Below are 18,351 nucleotides of genomic sequence, written 5' to 3' on the forward strand. Positions count from 1 at the left end.
AACACACCCAAACCGTAGACGAACAAAACCTAAATAAATAAACCGTACCTTTGCTGCTTAATAAAATTAGAGGTGATGTTTATAATATAGATTGTCATCTCAAAATGTCCCACAAAAAGGACTCACCAAACAATTTATATGCAATTCAACCAATTAGGCTTATCCCAAGCCTTGCTAAAAGCTATTAGCAAAAAGGGATACACTACCCCAAGTCCCATACAACAAAAAGCCATTCCACCCATATTACAAGGAAAAGATGTATTGGCAAGTGCCCAAACGGGTACGGGCAAAACAGCAGGTTTTACATTACCATTGTTACATATTTTATCTGAAAACCCAAAAGAAAAATATCGACCCATTCGAGCCTTGATACTAACGCCCACAAGAGAATTGGCAGCACAGGTATATGCGAATGTTAGGGAATATAGCGAGTTTTTAAACTTGAAAAGTGCCGTTATTTTTGGAGGCGTTAACCAAAACCCACAAGTAGCCACCATGCGCCAAGGGATTGATGTGTTGGTAGCCACACCAGGACGTTTGTTGGATTTAATTAATCAAAACCACATATCACTGAAGCGTGTAGAGATTTTGGTTTTAGATGAAGCCGACCGTATGCTAGACATGGGTTTTTTGCGCGATATAGAACGTATCATTAAAATAATGCCGGAAAAGCGCCAAAACTTAATGTTTTCAGCAACTTTTTCACCTGATATTAAAAAATTGGCACATGGCATTTTAAACCATCCCGTTCAAGTTGAAGCAACACCTGAAAACACCACGGTTGATGCCATTACCCAAAAAGTATATAGAGTGGCCAAAGGTTTAAAAACCGATTTGATTATTAAGTTGATATCAGATGGAAACTGGAAACAAGTATTGGTATTTACCCGCACCAAACATGGAGCTAACAAACTGTGTGAAAAAATGGGTAAAGCAGGCATTAAAGCTGCTGCCATACATGGTAATAAAAGCCAGGGCGCACGAACCAAAGCATTGGGTGGTTTTAAAAATGGCAGTGTGAGTGTGTTGGTAGCGACTGATATTGCAGCACGTGGTTTGGATATTCCGTTATTACCACATGTTATTAATTTTGAATTGCCCAATATTGCTGAAGATTATGTACACAGAATTGGTAGAACCGGTAGAGCAGGAGCCAGAGGTGAAGCACTTTCGTTGGTAAGTGCTGATGAAACTACTTATTTAAGGGATATTGAAAAATTGGTAGGAATAAAAATCCCTGTTGAAATAGTAGAAGGCTTTGAACCCGACCCGAACGCTTCTACCGAACCCGAAAAGCGCCAACAACGTGGTGGAAGAGACCGTTCTAGAAACAACGAACGTTCTGCTAACAGCAATACCCAAAAAAATGATAGCAGCAGGCGCCCAAAACGCAATAACGAAAGAAGACGAAACGATAGACGAAGTTAATAGGTATGACGCCCAGTTTAAAAGCTAAAATTATTGAAGTTTGTAATGAAAAAATAAAAGCTAAAGGTGAAAACCTCGGTCTATCTTTTTATGCATTTTTTGCGAATAAAAATGACAATCCCGAGTTGCTTATGGAAGCTGCTACTTGGTGGATAAAAACCCATAAGTTAGACCATTTTGAAAAGGCGGTAAAAATTAGAGATTTAGTACATGGAACAGCAACCAAATAATCCTTTGCACGGCATAAAGCTGGAACAAATTATTAACGATTTGGTGGCACATTACGGTTGGGAGTATATGGGGCATACCGTTAAAATTAATTGTTTTATAAGCAATCCTACGGTTAAGTCGAGCCTAAAGTTTTTAAGAAGAACACCTTGGGCAAGAACAAAGGTGGAAGCCATGTATTTGAATATGTTGAAACAAAACGAAAAGAAAAAAGGCTCAAGTTAATTACTTGAACCTTTTGCTTGATATAAATAATAACTAATTAATCTTCACTTTCTTCTTGTTTTTTCATGCCTTCACCTTGGCCTCTACCTTTCATTTTGGATATAGCGGTTTTGAACTCTTCTAAAGTTACAGCACCATTAGCATCGGCATCCATAGCAGCAAATCTTTTTTCTTGAGCTTCAGGAGTAACTTCTCTTTTAGTTTTACGGGCTTTCAGTTCATCTAAACTAACAGAACCATCTTTGTTTGTGTCTAGTGCAGTAAACATTTTTTCAGGGTCTGGTTTTTGTTTGTCTTGAGCGTTTACTTGAGAAAAAGCTAATAAAGCAAATGAGAATAAAGCGAATTTTAAAATTGTTGTTTTCATTATTTTAAAGTTTTAGATTGTTATTATCCACTATGACTCTAAATTTCAAAAAAGGTTTAATAAGGTGTTGGTTTACAGTTTTATTAGTTTTCCGTTATAGCTACCACTGTCGGTTTTAAGTTGGTATATATACAAGCCACTGGGTAATGTTATATGGTTCCACTCAATGGTGTTTAAACCAGTTTTAATTGCTCCGGTATAAACAACATCCATTAATTGACCGTTGAGGTTATAAATAGATAACACAAGGTTTTCAGATAATGATGTGTTAAAAGTAAATGTGGCACTGTTTTTTATAGGATTAGGATAACATTTGACTGACGTACCAAATTGAGGGGTGTCGTTTTCAGTAGAAAGTAGTGCGCTACCGGTTTCAAGTTTTAAAGTATCGTACATTAAACCGCCTCTATTGCCAACGCTTGTCATTTTAAATTTAATAGTGTTGTTTCCAATAACCAAATTAGATGCAGGAAAGGTTAACTTTTTCACTTCATGTCTGCCTCCCAGTACAGCACTTCTATATACCGAAGCATCGTTTCCAAAAGACCATGTTGTGGTTTTTACATCATTAACATACACTTCAACATTGGGGTTTCCTGTTGCGCCTGCAATTGAAACAGTTAGGGTGGCATTACCAGATAGCGGCGTACTGTTATTAAAAGCCACTGTCCACATACCGGTTTTTGTTTGCGCGTAGTACCAATCTGTTTCAGGGATGCTAGTGCCTATGTTATAGGTTAAATTGGCTGGAGGTAAATCGTATAAACCATAAGCACGGGGTAAATCGCTCATGTTAAAGCCCTCGGTCAATCGGTCGTTTTCTCCAATTCGCCATAAAAGGTTTTCGTATTTAGCAGGAGTCCAATCAATGGTGCCCAAATTCATATCACTACCAGAAACAGTAATATTGTCCAAGGTAAAGGTGTCGGTAATTTCCCCTTCGGTAGCATATGCGTATAAGGAGTACTGGCCTGGGCGAACATGGGGTATTGTAAATTGCCCATTAGCATCAGTTTTAGACCAGAACATATAATCGGTTCCTTGGTTATAAAGGCTAACACCCGGTTTTGCCAATACAACTTGCAGTTTATCAGGGGAAAGTCCGTTTGGAATATTAATTTGTCCAGATACAGCCGTTCTATCCACAGGAAAAAGCGGATTGGTAAACCATTGATAAGGCCATTGCGCTTTTTGAAGTGCGGCTTGCTGTTTGGCATCGGCTACCATTTCGCTATGTGTATTACCAGAATTAACATAAATAAAGAAGGGTCCATATATTTTATCAACACCTGTTGAGTAATATTGAGACGCAGCACCAAAATGTTCGCCTTGTAACATTTGTAAAACTAATGGGGTTTTATTGGTGGCGTGTACGGTTAGTTCTTGTTTCATAGGGCCGCCATTCGTGTATTCGTTACTGGCAGCAATGGCCCAAACACCTTCATTATTAGACATGATGCCATGCACATTATCTCTATCTATATAATTTGCCCAATTATATTTTGTGTAAACAGAACCATCTGGTAATTGATAGGTGGCATCCATAATAGGGCTGCCATCTACAGCTTTCATAACGGCTGCCGTAGGCAGTTCTCCTTGCATACTTTCGGTAACATAGCCATAGTTAAATAAGTTGGGGTCTACACGGTACACCAAGCGCATTTCTCGCAATCTAATTTCTGTTGGGGTTCCTTTTACAACGACATAGCTGTAAATACCGCTTTCTCCTTTTTTTATAACATAACCCTGCTCAACAAGTAAGGTGCCCGATGTTTTGGAGTAAACCACTTCAGCATAATCATCGTTTTGTTTTTCAAGTCTTACGCTATTGGGGCTTAATTCACTATAAGCACTTTGGTCGTTATAGCTAAAGTAAAATTTACCGCCATTGGCCACAAGGTTTTTGCCATTATAAATTAACGAGGTTACTTGGCCGTTGCTATTTATGGCTACAGAAACAATGCCATTATTCATGCTGGCAGTTCTATTGCCGGTATCTACAGATGCCGATACGTTTGCTTGTGCGCCTAATGTATGCCCAGATATTATTAGGCAAAGAGTATAGATGATTTTTTTCATGTGATAGGACTAGCTTATTTATTAGGAGTTTAGAACAATTAAAGCTTGTTGATACGTTTAATAATGTGTCTGTTAAAATTAGAGACCTTAATTAGGTAAACACCAGAGGAAAGCCCTTGCATATCTATAGATTGCTTAGAGTTTTTTAAAAGCTGGTTTACAATTAAACGTCCTGTACTGTCGTATAATTGAATTCGTGCATTTTCTGCAATAATTTCTTTCAGTTCAATTATAACTAATGAACTGGTAGGGTTAGGGTATAGGCTAAAATTAGATTCTGGTATGGTTTGGGCTACCGATAGTTTTTCACCAGCACAAATATCCAATCTATCTAAATTAGCAGCTCCAGAATCGGTAAGCGATGTAAACCTAATGGTGTTATTGCCTTGGTTTAGGTTTAAAGTGAAATTGGCATCTAACCAAGTTGTCCAAGCTCCAGTATTAGGGAACCCTAAATTATTAATTTGTGTATTGCCATTAACGGATACGCTTTGTGAGCGGTCTACAGTACCTCCATTGCCATAGCGAAATCTAAGATTGTAATTGCCTGCAGCAGGAACATTAATGATATATTCGCACCATTCTCCAATGGCATTGGTTGTGTTTACAAATCCAGTACCGGTAAAGCCAGCATGGTTACTGTCAATAGTGCCAGAACTAATAGTACCATCTTCGGCTTGGTATTCTACCCAAGAGCAGGTATCATCACACGGTGCTGTGCCAGTATTGCCTCCAGAGCAAACTCCACAGCCATCAATACTTGCTGTTCCGTTTTCTACACCATTACAATCGATAACGCAAGCAGTTAAACCAGTATTTCCTTCAACACAAGTATCACAATCGTCTATATATGCTGAGCCTAGGTAATCGCCGTTACAATCATCACCCATTTTACCAACACCAGTCCATTGTGGAACTAAAGTTTTTACATCTGCTGTGTTTGTTGTTAGCACGGAAGCGTATTCGTAAGGGATATCAGCTACACAATCATTAGGAAAAGGTCTTGAGGCTTGACTTACTATGATGTTATCAATTCTTTCCGTGTTACCTGGCGAATCTGAAGGCGTGTAAATAGCATAATGCAAAGCTTCGTAATAATTCTTTTCAACACGAACACAAGTGTTGGCTCTAATCTCGGTAGCATCTGTTGCACCAACTATATAATTATTAAAAAAGTGTCCAGTAGCTCCTCTATACATGGGTACACGTAACAAAACCTTATTGTAATAGTTGTGGTGAAGTGTTACTTTACGATCTGCCCAAAGGTCAGTATCACTAGCACCTACTAATCCTCCTTTATGATGGTCGTGAAGGTAACACCAAGAGATTGTTATAAACCCAGTAGTACCTTTAATGTCTATCAATCCATCGTATAAATCTTTGTTGGTTTGTATGCTTGGGTCTTCAGAGAATATTTCGCAATGGTCTATCCATATATTTGTTGAAGTACCACTAATAGAAACGCAGTCACCACCATTTACAAGAATTTGTGGCTGCCCATTATCGCCAGTTGATGAGTACACGCCAGGAATATCTACACGAGTAGTTACTCCAATAAGTGATATTTTTAAATTTTGAATAATAACATTGTTGTGGTTGGCAATTTCTAGACCAATACCGTTTAAAAAAGCATTGTCTCCTATGCCAATAATTGTTTTGTTGGATTTTATACTTATTCTACCACCATTGGCACCGTTAGAAATAGTTCCTTGAACCATAATTGTATAAGGAGTAGAACTTTCGGCATAAGTTTTTAATTCAGCGTAAGAGGTCGCAGTAACGGTAGAGCCACTTTGTCCTCCTGTAGTTCCTCCATTTTCAGTTGCAAAGCCTACTAAATTAAAATTAGGTTGGGCTTGTAATGAAGGAGAAATGATGGTTAGAAAGGCAATAGAAGTTAATAATAGTAATAGTCTTTTCATTTTTAGTTAGTTAAACATGCAATTTCAAAACTAAGAAAAATGAAATAATTAAGAACGTAAAATTGTACCAATAAAACATGAATTTTATATTTTAATGTGATATAAAAACTTTATTATTTACAAAAACCAGATTATTTTTTGTGAAAATATTGATTATAAATGTTTCACGCCTTCATAAACAACAATAGCTACAGCGTTTGCCAAGTTTAAACTTCTAACATGTTCACTGTAAAGTGGTATTTTGAAAAGTTTATTAGCATGTTTTTCAATAATCGTTTTTGGGAGTCCCACCGATTCTTTTCCAAATACTAAAAACTGGTTGTCTTCAAAAGGAATATCCCAATGGTTTTTAGTGCCGTGGCTGGAAAGAAACACCATGTTGGCATTTTTGTTTTTGTTGAAGAACTCATCTATATTATCGTAATAAATAATAGATAGGTGTTTCCAATAGTCTAAACCGGCACGTTTTAAACGGGTATCATCTATTTCAAAACCAAAAGGCTTTACTAAGTGCAATGTAGAACCAGATGCCAATGCCAAACGCCCAATATTACCAGTATTGTTGGGTATTTCGGGTTCTATAAGTACGATGTTTAAGGGCATATATTATTTAACCTTGTAGGTAAGTTTCATAGTAATAGATGCTGTTTTTTCTTTGGAAGACGTATTGTATGCACCGCCCCAAGAATAATCTTCATTTGAATTTTGTCCTGTAATTTGAAAAATACCCATTTGGGCAACGGATAGCTCACCTAATTTTGTACCCGAGTTTTCTGCAATACTTTTAGCACGAACATGGGCATTGTCAGTTGCTTGGGCTACCATTTCAATTTTTAAATCTTCCAATTTTGTATAGTAATATCTTGGTGGAATGGAATACAGTTGAATGCCTTTATTTAAAAGCTCTGTTACTTCCCTAGAAATTTTTTCAACTTTTTCAACATCATTGGAATTTATTTGAACAGTTTGGGTAAGTGTATAGCCTGTAAACTCTTGTCCTAAATATTTTCCGTCTGGTGTATAGTTTTGTTTGAAATTTTTATCGGTTTCAACAGCATTAAATACAATAACATTTTCGTTCAACCCTTTAGATTTGAAATATTCCAAGATGCTTTCTTTGTCCTTTTTTAAATCGGAATAAGCTTGTTTTAAATCGGTGTTCACTTGAGAAAATCTGGCTTCCCAAACTATTAAATCGGAAGTGAAATTGGTTTGTCCCAGCCCTGTAACCGAAATAGTTCCAACCTGTTTATTTCTATTAATTACGGCGTGTCCTAAAATGATGGAGGCAGTTACAATAGCTATAGCAAATACAATGGCGCTGATACTATTTTTCATAGAAATAAGAGTTTAAATGTTAGAATCATCGAATGGATTTAATAAACTTATCAATATCGCTCACAGAATTATTACTAATAAACTTTATAAAAGCACTTCCAATAATAGCACCTTTTGCATGTTCCGTAGCTTGATTAAAGGTAGTATTATTATTGATTCCGAAACCAATAATTTGTGGGTTTTTCAAGTCCATATTTGATATGCGTTCAAAATAATGTTTTTGGTCGTCTCCAAATCCAGCTTGAGACCCCGTAACACTGGCGCTACTTACCATATAAATGAATCCGTTTGAAATGGAATCAATAAAATTGATGCGTTCTACGCTTGTTTGCGGCGTAATTAAAAACACATTGATGAGTCCGTATTTTTCGAAAGTCGATTTGTATTGGTCATTATAAACATCGACTGGTAAATCGGGAATTATTAAGCCATCAATGCCAATTTCTTGACATTTTTTGCAAAATGCTTCCACACCATATTGTAACATGGGGTTGAAATAACCCATAATGATTAACGGAATGGAAACTGTTTTACGAATATCTTTTATTTGATTAAAAAGCACTTCGGTAGTCATGCCGTTTTTTAGAGCTTGGGTAGAACTCGCTTGTATGGTTGGTCCATCAGCTAAAGGGTCACTGAATGGTAATCCAATTTCAATCATGTCAACACCACTCTTTTCTAAGTTTTGGATGATAGAAACCGTGTCGTTAAGGGATGGGAAACCAGCCGTAAAGTATATAGAAAGTAACTTATTGCTTTCCTGAATTTTTTGATTTATTCTATTCATTTTGAAATATTTTATAAGATCTCACAGGTTTTTAAAACTTGTGAGGTCTGGTTTTGCGTTAGGGATTGCAGCGGCATCCTTTTGTTTTTCTTAGGATATAAGAAAAACTTTTTGGATGCACTTTTATTTAATTGTGGATTCCTGCCTTCGTAGGAATGACAAAAAACAAAAGATATAGCGAAAAGCCCGACCCTTGTGGTAACGCCATAATTTTATAATTTAAAATAATCGATATAGGTGTTTAAATCTTTATCGCCACGTCCAGATAAACTTACCACAACGATGTCTTCCGGTTTGAATGTTTTCTGTTCGAAAATAGCTAAGGCATGCGAACTTTCAATGGCCGGAATAATGCCTTCTAGTTTACATAATTCCAGACCAGCTTTCATAGCTTCCTCATCGGTAATAGACATAAATTCGGCGCGACCTGTTTTTGCCAAATGTGCATGCATGGGGCCAACACCTGGGTAATCCAAACCTGCGGAAATAGAGTATGGCTCGGTAATTTGCCCGTCTTTAGTTTGCATTAACAAGGTTTTACATCCGTGTATGATGCCTTCTTTGCCTAAAACAGATGTCGCAGCACTTTCGCCAGAATCGACCCCTAAACCAGCAGCTTCAACGGCAATAATATTAACATCATCTTCATGTAAAAAATGATAATAAGTTCCTGCGGCATTACTGCCGCCACCAATACAAGCTACTACATAATCTGGCTTTTCACGACCTTCGTGCTCGTTTAATTGCCATTTTATTTCTTCGGAAATAACCGATTGAAAACGTGTTACCATATCTGGGTACGGATGCGGACCAATGGCGGAACCAATAATGTAATGCGTGTTTACGGGATTGTTAATCCAATCGCGAATGGCTTCGTTAGTGGCATCTTTTAAAGTGCGACTGCCAGATAAAGCTGGTACAACGGTAGCACCTAACATTTTCATACGCGCCACATTTGGTGCCTGACGTGCAATGTCAATTTCGCCCATGTACACAATACATTCCAATCCCATTAAGGCACAAACCGTAGCCGTAGCCACACCATGTTGTCCTGCACCTGTTTCGGCAATAATACGGCGTTTGCCCAAACGTTTTGCCATTAAAATTTGACCAATGGTATTGTTTATTTTATGTGCTCCGGTATGGTTTAAATCTTCGCGTTTTAAATAAATTTTGGTGTTGTATTTTTCTGAAAGACGCTTTGCAAAATAAAGTGGGGATGGACGCCCAACATAGTCCTTTAAAAGTTGGTCGAATTCCTTTTTAAAGTCGGGTTCTGCCATTATTTTTAAATAGTTTTGGCGTAATTCTTCTACGTTTGGATACAACATTTCTGGAATGTATGCGCCTCCAAATTCGCCGTAATAACCTTTTTCGTTTACGTTGTAATTCATTTTGTAAGTTTAAAGTTGAAAAGTTCAAAGTTTCAAGTTGACCTATTCTTTGAGCTTTTCTCTAAAATATTTTAATAACTCTATGTTTTTTAATCCTGGTTCTATTTCAAATTTACTGTTCACATCAATGGTGTAACAGAATTTTGAAGCAGGACTCTGAATAAATTCTTTTAATTTATCTGCTTCTTCGCATCCAATTCCACCACTTAAAAAGAAGGGTTTGGTTGATGGATACTTATTTAGAACATTCCAATCAAACGTATAACCGTTACCACCGGGTAATTTTCCTTTGGTATCGAATAGGAAATAATCACAAACGCTTTCATAGGGTTTTAAGACTTCAAAATTGAATTCGTCTTTTATGGAAAATACTTTGATGAGTTCTATAGGATGTGATGCTGAATCAAGTCCAGCATGACGCTTTTTTAAAGTGGCACAATATTCAGGTGATTCTTCACCATGAAGTTGAACCGCTTGTAAATTATGGGTTTTAATTTTCTCAAGAATATCATCTAAACTAGCATCAACAAAAACCCCTACTTTTTTAATTGAACTCGACAACTTAGGAATTTCCGAATCAAAATGTCTTGCAGATTTTTCATAAAATATAAATCCAAGATAGTCTGGTTGCAAAACTGCAACTTGTTCTATATTGTCTTGGTATTTCATGCCGCAGACTTTAAGCCTAATCCTCTCCCTAACACTCTCCAAAGGAGCGGGAACTGTTGCGGCAATATGTTTGTTTTTCCTATTCATAAGAGTAAGCGTTCTCCTCCTTTGGAGGAGTTAGAGGAGGAGTTTATTAATAAATTGTTTAGCACTTTCTCCTGCATCATCGGTTTTCATAAAGTTTTCACCAATTAAAAACCCTTTGTAGCCGTAAGGTTGTAATTCTTTAATGGCTTCTACGTTACTAATACCACTTTCCGATACTTTTACAAAGTCGTTTGGAATCAGTTCACTTAGTCCTTTGCTTGTGTTTAAACTAACATCAAAAGTTTTTAAATTACGGTTGTTTACTCCCAACATGTCTAAACTGGGCATGATGGATTTATGTAATTCTTCTTCGTTGTGAACTTCCAACAGCACATCTAAATGTAGTCCTTTTGCAAATTCTGAAAACTTTTTGATTTCTTCTCTGGTTAAAATAGCGGCAATAAGTAAAATAACATCAGCGCCATAAGCCTTTGCTTCTAATAATTGATACTCATCAATGATGAATTCTTTGCGAAGCAGTGGCAGGTTACAACTTGCTCTGGCTGTTAGTAAATCGTCTAACGAACCACCAAAATATTTACCATCGGTTAAAACGGACATGCCGCAAACACCAGCATCTTCATAACCTTTAGCTACATCAAACACATTTAAATTTTGATTGATAACCGATTTTGATGGAGAACGACGTTTGTGTTCAGCAATGATGCCTGTTTTGCTATCGATTAATTTTTTAGCTAGTGAAACCGTATTTCTTTCGAACAAAACCGATTGTTCCAATTGTTTAACAGGAATTAACGATTTTCTTAAATCGACTTCAACGCGTTTATCGGCTACAATTTTATCTAGTATATTCATTTTAGTATTCACTATTCAGTAATTCAGTTCCGAGTAAGCAAACTGCCTACTTTGACTGTGGCTAATAACTATTTTCTGCTTAATTCAATTAATTTATCTAAACTTGCTTTGGCTTTTCCGCTTAACAACGATTCTTTAGCCAATTCAAAACCTTCTTTATGCGAAATTTGTTTGGTTGTTGCAATGGCTAATCCTGCATTGGCGCAAACCACACTGTTTTGGGCTACTGTACCTTGGTTGTTGATAATGTCTACAAATATTTTTGCAGCATCAGCAATGGTGTTTCCGCCAAAAATGGCTTCTTGTTTTACTTTTGAAATCCCTAAATCTTCTGGTAAAAAAAGTGTTTCTGTACGATTGGAAACAATTTTTGCATCTCCAGTTAACGAGATTTCATCGTAACCATCTAAAGCATAAACAATATTATAATTTTTGTCTGTATTTTGATATAGAAAACTGTACAAACGCAACAATTCTAAATTAAACACTCCCAACATCTGATTTTTAGGAAACGATGGGTTTACCATAGGACCCAACATATTAAAGAAGGTTTTAACACCTAATTCTTTTCTTATGGGCGCTACATTTTTCATGGCTGGATGAAAAAGAGGTGCATGTAAAATGCAAATTCCGGTTTGGTCTATGCATTTTTTTAAAAAGTCTTCATTGTTTGAAAATTTAACACCTAAATATTCCATAACGTTTGACGACCCCGAAGTGGATGATACCCCATAATTGCCATGTTTAGCTACATGAACTCCTGCTCCTGCTGTAACAAATGAAGATAGGGTTGAAATGTTGAACGTGTTTTTCCCATCGCCACCAGTGCCAACAATGTCAATAGCATTGAAGTCTTTCAGGTCTATTTTAATACAAAGATCTAGAAGCGCATCTCTAAAGCCACTTAATTCCTCAAGTGTGATACTGCGCATCATGAAAACGGTTAAAAACGAAGCAATTTGACTTTGGTTGTACATACCGTTTGATATGTTTACCAAAATTTGTTTTGCTTCTTCGCTGGAGATGGTTTCGTGATTTATTAATCTGTTTAATATTTCTTTCATGTTTTTTTATTTAGCCACAAATGCACGAATGTTTTCTTTTTTATGATTTTTGAATTACGATTAACGATTTAATATTGAGGCCTCGATTGCGCTCGACCTGACAAACTAACAACTAACTATTCACCCAATTCTCTAAAATCTTTTTACCGTGTGGTGTAAGTACCGATTCTGGATGGTATTGCACACCTTTCACATTATATTCTTTGTGTCTTAACGACATCACTTGTCCGTTTTCATCAAACGAAGTGGCTTCTAAGCTTTCGGGAAGCTCTGAATTTACTACCCATGAGTGGTAGCGGCCAACTTCAATAGTTTTTTCCAATCCGTTAAAAATAGGTTCGTCGTCTACACAAATGGTTACATTGGTAGCTACACCGTGGTACACATCTTCTAAATTGATAAGCGAACCACCAAAAACTTCGCCAATGGCTTGTTGCCCTAAGCAAACACCTAAAATACTTTTGGTAGGTGCAAATTCTTTGATGATGGCTTTTAGCAAACCAGCTTCATCGGGGATGCCAGGACCTGGAGATAGTACAATTTTATCAAACGGCTTAACATCGTCTAAAGTTAATTTATCGTTTCTTAAAACGGTAACATCACAATTTAAATCTTCTAAATAATGTACAAGATTGTATGTGAAACTGTCGTAATTATCTATAACTAATACTTTCGTCATTTTTTTGTCTTTTTTAGAGACCTCACAGGTTTTTAAAAACCTGTGAGGTCTAGTTCGCGTTAGGGGTTGCAGCGGCATCCTTTTGTTTTTCTTAGGGCCGAAGAAATACTTTTTGATGCACTTTTATTTAATTGTGGATTCCTGCCTTCGCAGGAATGACAAAAAACAAAAGATATAGCGAAAAGCCCGACCCTTGTGGTAACGCCATAATTTTAAATGTCTTCGCCCAATTTGATGGCTTTTGTTAACGCTCCCAATTTATTGTAAACTTCTTGCAGTTCGCTTTCTGGGTTGGATTTTGAGACCATGCCCGCTCCGGCTTGCCAATTTAATTTGTAATCTTTACTTAAAAAGGTACGAATCATGATAGCGTGATTGAAATTGCCATCAAAATCCATAAAACCAATGGCGCCACCGTAGTAACCACGACTGGTTTTTTCGTATTTTTCTATAAGCTGCATGGCCATATGTTTTGGCGCGCCGCTTAAGGTGCCCGCAGGAAAAGTGTCCGCCACTACTTGCATGGTAGATGTTTCTTTGTGTTTTTGTCCAACAACTTTACTTACCAAATGGATAACGTGTGAAAAGAACTGAACCTCGCGGTAAGTTACAACATTTACTTGGCTACCATGACGACTTAAATCGTTTCTTGCTAAGTCTACCAACATAACGTGTTCGGCGTTTTCTTTGTCGTCTTTTTTTAGTTTTTCTGCTAAAACTTCATCTTTTTGATCATCGCCGGTGCGTTTAAAAGTTCCGGCAATGGGGTGTATTTCGGCTAAACCGTCGGTAACAATAAGTTGTGCTTCGGGCGAGCTTCCAAAGATTTTAAAATCGCCATAATCAAAATAAAACAAATACGGTGATGGATTGATGCTTCTTAGGGCACGGTATACGTTGAAATCATCGCCTGTAAATTCTTGTGAAAAACGTCTGGATAAAACCAACTGGAACACATCGCCACGGTTGCAATGTTTTTTTGCTAAATCTACTTGTTCTTTAAATTCATCATCGGTTAAGTTTGATTTTATATCTCCTTTTGAATGGAATTTATAGGAAGCAAAATTTTGAATGTTTATGAGTTTGTCTATTTCATCAATATTATTCTCGTGATCTTCATAGCAATGTGCAAAAACATAGGCCTCATTTTTAAAGTGATTGATGGCTATAATGTTTTTGTAAACCGCATAATAGGCATCTGGGATTATAACCGAATTGTCTTTTTTGCTAATTTTTACATCTTCAAAATACCTAACGGCATCGTAAGCTGTGTAGCCAAAAATACCATTATTTATAAACTTGAAATTTTCCTCGGTTTTTACATCAAAACGTTTTGTGAACTGATGGATTTCATCGGCAACATTGGTATCGGTAGTAATGTTTAGACGTGTTGAACTTCCATCAGGAAACGTTTGTGAAATCACTTCGTTTTCAAGCTTTATGGAAGCTATGGGGTTGAAGCATATGTACGAAAAGTTTTTATGGTTTCTATGGTAATCGCCACTTTCCAACAAGATGCTATTTGGGTACTTATCCCTAATTTTATAATATACAGAAACGGGGGTAATGGTATCTGTTAAAATTTTTTTGTGATGTGTGTAAAGACTAAATTTTTTCATCTTTTGTTATTTGTTTTTTGTTCCAATTTCGTATCGGAACAAAGAAAAAGGCCTGTCGTGAATGACAAGCCTTTTGGATATTTTAAGTTTTAAATATACTAGGTTTTTACTTCACGAATATTAGTTTCGAAAGCTCCACCACCAAGTATTATTTAAAATTGTATTCATTTCTTTTGTTTTAACGAGTTCAAATATAGAAATGAAAATATAATTACACAATACTTTTGGCTGTTTTTTATATAAAACTATGTTAAACTATACTCAAAATATAAAGTATTAATTATTTTTATGCTTCTATTGAATTTTTGGTAAGTTGAATTTATCGATTTAAAAAAAACATTAATGAAGTTTAAAATTCTGTTCCTTTTTGCATTGGTGCTTTTAGCGTGTAACAATTCTAAAAAAGCGAATGTAGATACTAATGAAAGTGCACTGGTAGAAGAAAAAACTGTTACAGCGGTTAACGATTTGGAAGTTTATGATTTTGCTGGTTTTGAAAAGTTTTTGAATCAAAAGGATGACAAGATTCATGTCATCAATTTTTGGGCTACTTGGTGCGCACCCTGTGTAAAGGAATTGCCTTATTTTGAAAAATTGAATACTGAATATTCTAATAAAAATGTGGAAGTATTACTGGTGAGTTTAGACTTTCCGCATTTATACGATACCAAGTTGAAGCCTTTTATTGAGGAGAAAAAACTAAAATCGAAAGTGATAGCCTTGGATGATGTGGATATGAATACATGGATACCTAAAGTAGATGAAACATGGTCTGGCTCTTTACCAGCTACCATTGTTTATAAAAATAATAAACGTAAATTTTTTGAAAAATCATTTACGTATGAAGAACTTCAAAACGAACTCAATCAATTTTTAAAATAAATTATTATGAAAAAAACAATTAAATTAATTTCTGCTGTTGTTATTGTATTGTGCGTTAGTGCTTTTACAATAAATAAAACATCTACAAGTGAAGGTTATAAAATTGGCGATGTAGCCGAAGATTTTACGCTTAAAAATGTTGATGGAAAAATGGTATCCTTAGCCGATTATAAAAATGCCAAAGGATTTATTGTAACGTTTACATGTAATACTTGTCCATATGCTGTGGCATACGAAGACAGGATTATTGCTTTAGATAAAAAGTATGCGCCAAAAGGATATCCTGTGGTTGCCATTATGCCTAATAATATATCTATTAAACCAGATGATAATTTAGATGCCATGAAGCAACGTGCCAATGAAAAAGGGTTTACCTTTCCTTATTTAATTGATAAAGAACAAACGGTGTATCCTAAATTTGGAGCTACAAAAACACCGCATATGTTTGTATTACAAAAGACAAAAAAAGGGAATGTAGTTAAGTATATTGGGGCTATTGATGATAATTATAAAGACGCTTCATCGGTAACTACAAAGTATGTGGAAAAAGCGGTTGATGCCTTGTTACAAGGAAAAGAAGTAGAACAAACCACAACAAAAGCCATTGGTTGTTCCATAAAAGCTTAATGTTTATGTAAATTGAACGTTTAAAAAAATCTAAAGTGTAATCCTTTAGATTTTTTTTCGCCTATAAATTTTAGAAGTGTTAATTTTGTACAACACAAAATAGATATTAAAAACAATGGAAGATTTATCACAAGAAGAATGGGCTTCTCGATTAGCAGCAGATGAAAATGCAGTAGTATTGGATGTAAGAACGGATGCTGAAGTAGCAGACGGTATTATACCTAACGCTATTCATATAGATATATATAAAGGTCAAGGTTTTATAGAGGAAGTTGAAGCCTTAGATAAAGCAAAGAATTATTACGTATACTGCCGTTCAGGAAACAGAAGCGGACAAGCCTGTGCTATTATGGGACAACTAGGTTTTGAAAACGCTTACAATTTAGAAGGCGGTATTTTAGAATGGGAAGGCGATTTAGTTGATTTTGATTAGATAGCATATAATAAATGCTATACATTTCTTAATCGTTTTAGTTTGTTATTTGTGCTTTGAACTTATTTTTGGGTAATTTATCTTTTTTATTTTTTGGAGAATTACTGTTTAAGTATCTTTATAATATATTAATTCATAAAATTTATCCCTTATGGAAAACGGTTATGTTATATTAGGAATAATAGCATTATTATTTATGAGTATGTATGGCTATGCTTATTTTTCTGTTTTAAAGGAAAAGTTAAGAGCTAAAAAAAATCAGGATTTAAAAGCTGAGAAAGAAGCCATGAGACTTGAACAACGTAAAAAAAATCAGGAACTCATAGACGAACGTGTTAGAAAGTTTAATGAAAGAAAAGAAGAAATTCATCGTGAGTTAATGCTTTTGGAAAAAATGAAAGAGAAGCAACGGGTTAGTTAAAGCAAAATCAATTATACAAAAAAAAGCCTATGCAAACATATGTTCGCATAGGCTTTTTTATATTTAAACTTAAAAAATTATAAGAATAATTTATTTATAATATATCAATAACGGTAGTTGTCAAATTAAACTCTAAGTTTTTTTTTGTTAATAGTTGAAAATCTAGTCTTTAAGGGGCTCTATGTAAAAACCATCTTCAGTAATTAACTCAATAATAACTTTATTATCAATTTCGCCTATGGTGTTTTCAACACGCAAAATATTATCACAATCTTCAAGGTCGAAGTTGATTTTATATTTTGGAAACGTTTGATTAAGCTTCACTATTATTTGATTGGACTGTTTTTGTTTACTAATGTTGGTTTTAAATACTTCTACCATTTTAGAAATCGTTTAATTAATTTACTCACATAATATTATGTACTGATGCTATAAACTAGATTTAGTTGCGTTTAATTATTCTCTTTTTTTTTAAAGTGCTGATTGAGTGTTATTAAGTTTGTGGTAGTAGATATAAGAAACCATTAGAATAGCCAGAATAATAAGAGGGAAAAAGGTGTTAAAACCAAATCTATCTACAACCCAATGGCTAATGCTTGCAAATAAAAAATCGAATACAAAACCCGCGTATGCCCATTCTTTAAGACGTTTTGGTATTTGTGGAATTACTAAAACCAATACCCCAAGAATTTTAAATACTACCAGTATATTTCCAAAATATTCAGGGTACCCCAAGTGTTTTATCCCTTCCTTAGCAAGTTCTGTTTGCGATGTTAAAGCAGGCATAACACCTTCAAACAAAAAAATAATAATTGTTGATGTCCAAAAAATAATTTTTTGAGATTTTGTTGCTTTCATGTTTTGTTGTTTAAGATTAAGAATGATTGTTTTTATAATTGAGAAGCCAATGGTTCCCGTATTTATCAATAATAGTTCCTGTTAAATTGCCCCAGTAATTATGCTCTAAAGGCTGTTCAATATTTCCTCCTTTTGAAAGTTTTTCGAAGCAAGTTTGTATCTGCTCTAAACTTTCGCAATGCAGGGAAAGGGAAATGGCATTACCTTTAATAAGTCCTTTTGAAGAGACGATATCGCTTCCCTTTAAAACCAATGCATCTTTTACAAGTGTGGCGTATAAAATGCAATCTTTCATTCGTTTTGGCATTTTTTCTGAAAGTGGTGAATCGCCAATAGTTTGTAAAGTGAGTTCGCCACCCAAACATGCTTTGTAAAAAATCATAGCTTCACGACAATTACCGTTGAAGGTTAGGTATGCATCCATCTGT

Annotated in this window: 22 protein-coding genes; 7 read left to right on the forward strand and 15 right to left on the reverse strand. The window is 35.4% G+C overall.

Features of this window, described 5'->3' with window-relative positions:
- Positions 1 to 138: 138 nt before the first annotated feature.
- Genes ACGK9U_RS10945 through ACGK9U_RS10955 form a run of 3 tightly spaced genes read left to right on the forward strand, consistent with a single transcriptional unit; the run spans position 139 to position 1,881 of the window.
- On the forward strand, positions 139 to 1,428 hold the full coding sequence (locus tag ACGK9U_RS10945) for a DEAD/DEAH box helicase (RefSeq protein ID WP_394466417.1): 1,290 nt from the start codon (positions 139 to 141) through the stop codon (positions 1,426 to 1,428).
- Positions 1,429 to 1,433: 5 nt separating this feature from the next.
- Positions 1,434 to 1,658, forward strand: a complete 225-nt coding sequence (locus ACGK9U_RS10950) for a DUF6500 family protein (RefSeq protein ID WP_394466418.1) — start codon at positions 1,434 to 1,436, stop codon at positions 1,656 to 1,658.
- The gene (locus tag ACGK9U_RS10955; RefSeq protein WP_394466419.1) at positions 1,639 to 1,881 is read left to right on the forward strand and encodes a VF530 family DNA-binding protein; all 243 of its coding nucleotides are present in this window, start codon (positions 1,639 to 1,641) and stop codon (positions 1,879 to 1,881) included. Before ACGK9U_RS10950 ends, ACGK9U_RS10955 begins: the two co-directional genes overlap by 20 nt.
- Before the next feature lie 37 nt (positions 1,882 to 1,918).
- Here ACGK9U_RS10955 and ACGK9U_RS10960 read toward each other — a convergent pair whose 3' ends face one another.
- From ACGK9U_RS10960 to ACGK9U_RS11015, 12 genes are all read right to left on the reverse strand, one after another.
- Entirely contained in the window at positions 1,919 to 2,248 is a 330-nt protein-coding gene (locus ACGK9U_RS10960; protein ID WP_394466420.1) for an EF-hand domain-containing protein, read from the reverse strand.
- Between the two features lie 72 nt (positions 2,249 to 2,320).
- Complete coding sequence (locus tag ACGK9U_RS10965; RefSeq protein WP_394466421.1) at positions 2,321 to 4,327, reverse strand: polysaccharide lyase family protein; 2,007 nt, start codon at positions 4,325 to 4,327, stop codon at positions 2,321 to 2,323.
- 38 nt (positions 4,328 to 4,365) lie between these two features.
- A complete protein-coding gene (locus ACGK9U_RS10970; RefSeq protein WP_394466422.1) occupies positions 4,366 to 6,249 on the reverse strand; it encodes a T9SS type A sorting domain-containing protein in 1,884 nt (627 codons plus the stop codon).
- Between the two features lie 153 nt (positions 6,250 to 6,402).
- Positions 6,403 to 6,852 (reverse strand): tRNA (cytidine(34)-2'-O)-methyltransferase, encoded by a 450-nt coding sequence (locus ACGK9U_RS10975; RefSeq protein WP_394466423.1) that lies wholly within the window; start codon positions 6,850 to 6,852, stop codon positions 6,403 to 6,405.
- Positions 6,853 to 6,855: 3 nt separating this feature from the next.
- On the reverse strand, positions 6,856 to 7,587 hold the full coding sequence (locus ACGK9U_RS10980; RefSeq protein ID WP_394466424.1) for an SIMPL domain-containing protein: 732 nt from the start codon (positions 7,585 to 7,587) through the stop codon (positions 6,856 to 6,858).
- Between the two features lie 25 nt (positions 7,588 to 7,612).
- The gene (trpA, locus tag ACGK9U_RS10985; protein WP_394466425.1) at positions 7,613 to 8,374 is read right to left on the reverse strand and encodes a tryptophan synthase subunit alpha; all 762 of its coding nucleotides are present in this window, start codon (positions 8,372 to 8,374) and stop codon (positions 7,613 to 7,615) included.
- Between the two features lie 212 nt (positions 8,375 to 8,586).
- Positions 8,587 to 9,768 carry a tryptophan synthase subunit beta gene (gene trpB, locus ACGK9U_RS10990; protein WP_394466426.1) on the reverse strand — a complete coding sequence of 394 codons (1,182 nt, stop codon included), beginning with the start codon at positions 9,766 to 9,768 and terminating at the stop codon, positions 8,587 to 8,589.
- Between the two features lie 42 nt (positions 9,769 to 9,810).
- Positions 9,811 to 10,458 carry a phosphoribosylanthranilate isomerase gene (locus tag ACGK9U_RS10995; RefSeq protein ID WP_394466521.1) on the reverse strand — a complete coding sequence of 216 codons (648 nt, stop codon included), beginning with the start codon at positions 10,456 to 10,458 and terminating at the stop codon, positions 9,811 to 9,813.
- Positions 10,459 to 10,554: 96 nt separating this feature from the next.
- On the reverse strand, positions 10,555 to 11,340 hold the full coding sequence (gene trpC / locus ACGK9U_RS11000; protein WP_394466427.1) for an indole-3-glycerol phosphate synthase TrpC: 786 nt from the start codon (positions 11,338 to 11,340) through the stop codon (positions 10,555 to 10,557).
- Positions 11,341 to 11,408: 68 nt separating this feature from the next.
- On the reverse strand, positions 11,409 to 12,404 hold the full coding sequence (trpD, locus tag ACGK9U_RS11005; RefSeq protein ID WP_394466428.1) for an anthranilate phosphoribosyltransferase: 996 nt from the start codon (positions 12,402 to 12,404) through the stop codon (positions 11,409 to 11,411).
- 112 nt (positions 12,405 to 12,516) lie between these two features.
- Positions 12,517 to 13,083, reverse strand: coding sequence for an anthranilate synthase component II (locus ACGK9U_RS11010; RefSeq protein ID WP_394466429.1), 567 nt, complete (start codon positions 13,081 to 13,083; stop codon positions 12,517 to 12,519).
- A 212-nt stretch (positions 13,084 to 13,295) separates the two neighbouring features.
- Positions 13,296 to 14,702: an anthranilate synthase component I family protein gene (locus tag ACGK9U_RS11015; protein WP_394466430.1), complete on the reverse strand. Its 1,407-nt coding sequence runs from the start codon at positions 14,700 to 14,702 to the stop codon at positions 13,296 to 13,298.
- A 342-nt stretch (positions 14,703 to 15,044) separates the two neighbouring features.
- On the opposite strand from ACGK9U_RS11015, the gene ACGK9U_RS11020 reads away from it, so the two are divergent.
- From ACGK9U_RS11020 to ACGK9U_RS11035, 4 genes are all read left to right on the forward strand, one after another.
- Positions 15,045 to 15,584, forward strand: coding sequence for a TlpA family protein disulfide reductase (locus ACGK9U_RS11020; RefSeq protein ID WP_394466431.1), 540 nt, complete (start codon positions 15,045 to 15,047; stop codon positions 15,582 to 15,584).
- A 6-nt stretch (positions 15,585 to 15,590) separates the two neighbouring features.
- On the forward strand, positions 15,591 to 16,211 hold the full coding sequence (locus tag ACGK9U_RS11025) for a thioredoxin family protein (protein ID WP_394466432.1): 621 nt from the start codon (positions 15,591 to 15,593) through the stop codon (positions 16,209 to 16,211).
- A gap of 115 nt (positions 16,212 to 16,326) precedes the next feature.
- A complete protein-coding gene (locus ACGK9U_RS11030) occupies positions 16,327 to 16,644 on the forward strand; it encodes a rhodanese-like domain-containing protein (protein ID WP_394466433.1) in 318 nt (105 codons plus the stop codon).
- Positions 16,645 to 16,795: 151 nt separating this feature from the next.
- Entirely contained in the window at positions 16,796 to 17,065 is a 270-nt protein-coding gene (locus tag ACGK9U_RS11035) for a hypothetical protein (protein ID WP_394466434.1), read from the forward strand.
- 162 nt (positions 17,066 to 17,227) lie between these two features.
- On the opposite strand, the gene ACGK9U_RS11040 is transcribed toward ACGK9U_RS11035, so the two are convergent.
- The 3 genes from ACGK9U_RS11040 to ACGK9U_RS11050 form a co-directional block, all read right to left on the reverse strand.
- The gene (locus tag ACGK9U_RS11040) at positions 17,228 to 17,446 is read right to left on the reverse strand and encodes a hypothetical protein (RefSeq protein ID WP_394466435.1); all 219 of its coding nucleotides are present in this window, start codon (positions 17,444 to 17,446) and stop codon (positions 17,228 to 17,230) included.
- A 90-nt stretch (positions 17,447 to 17,536) separates the two neighbouring features.
- Positions 17,537 to 17,923 (reverse strand): DoxX family protein, encoded by a 387-nt coding sequence (locus tag ACGK9U_RS11045; RefSeq protein WP_394466436.1) that lies wholly within the window; start codon positions 17,921 to 17,923, stop codon positions 17,537 to 17,539.
- Between the two features lie 16 nt (positions 17,924 to 17,939).
- Positions 17,940 to 18,347, reverse strand: a complete 408-nt coding sequence (locus ACGK9U_RS11050; RefSeq protein WP_394466437.1) for a VOC family protein — start codon at positions 18,345 to 18,347, stop codon at positions 17,940 to 17,942.
- Positions 18,348 to 18,351 lie beyond the last annotated feature (4 nt).

Origin of the sequence: Mariniflexile sp. HNIBRBA6329, from assembly GCF_043558645.1 — a bacterium.
GTDB lineage: Bacteria > Bacteroidota > Bacteroidia > Flavobacteriales > Flavobacteriaceae > Mariniflexile.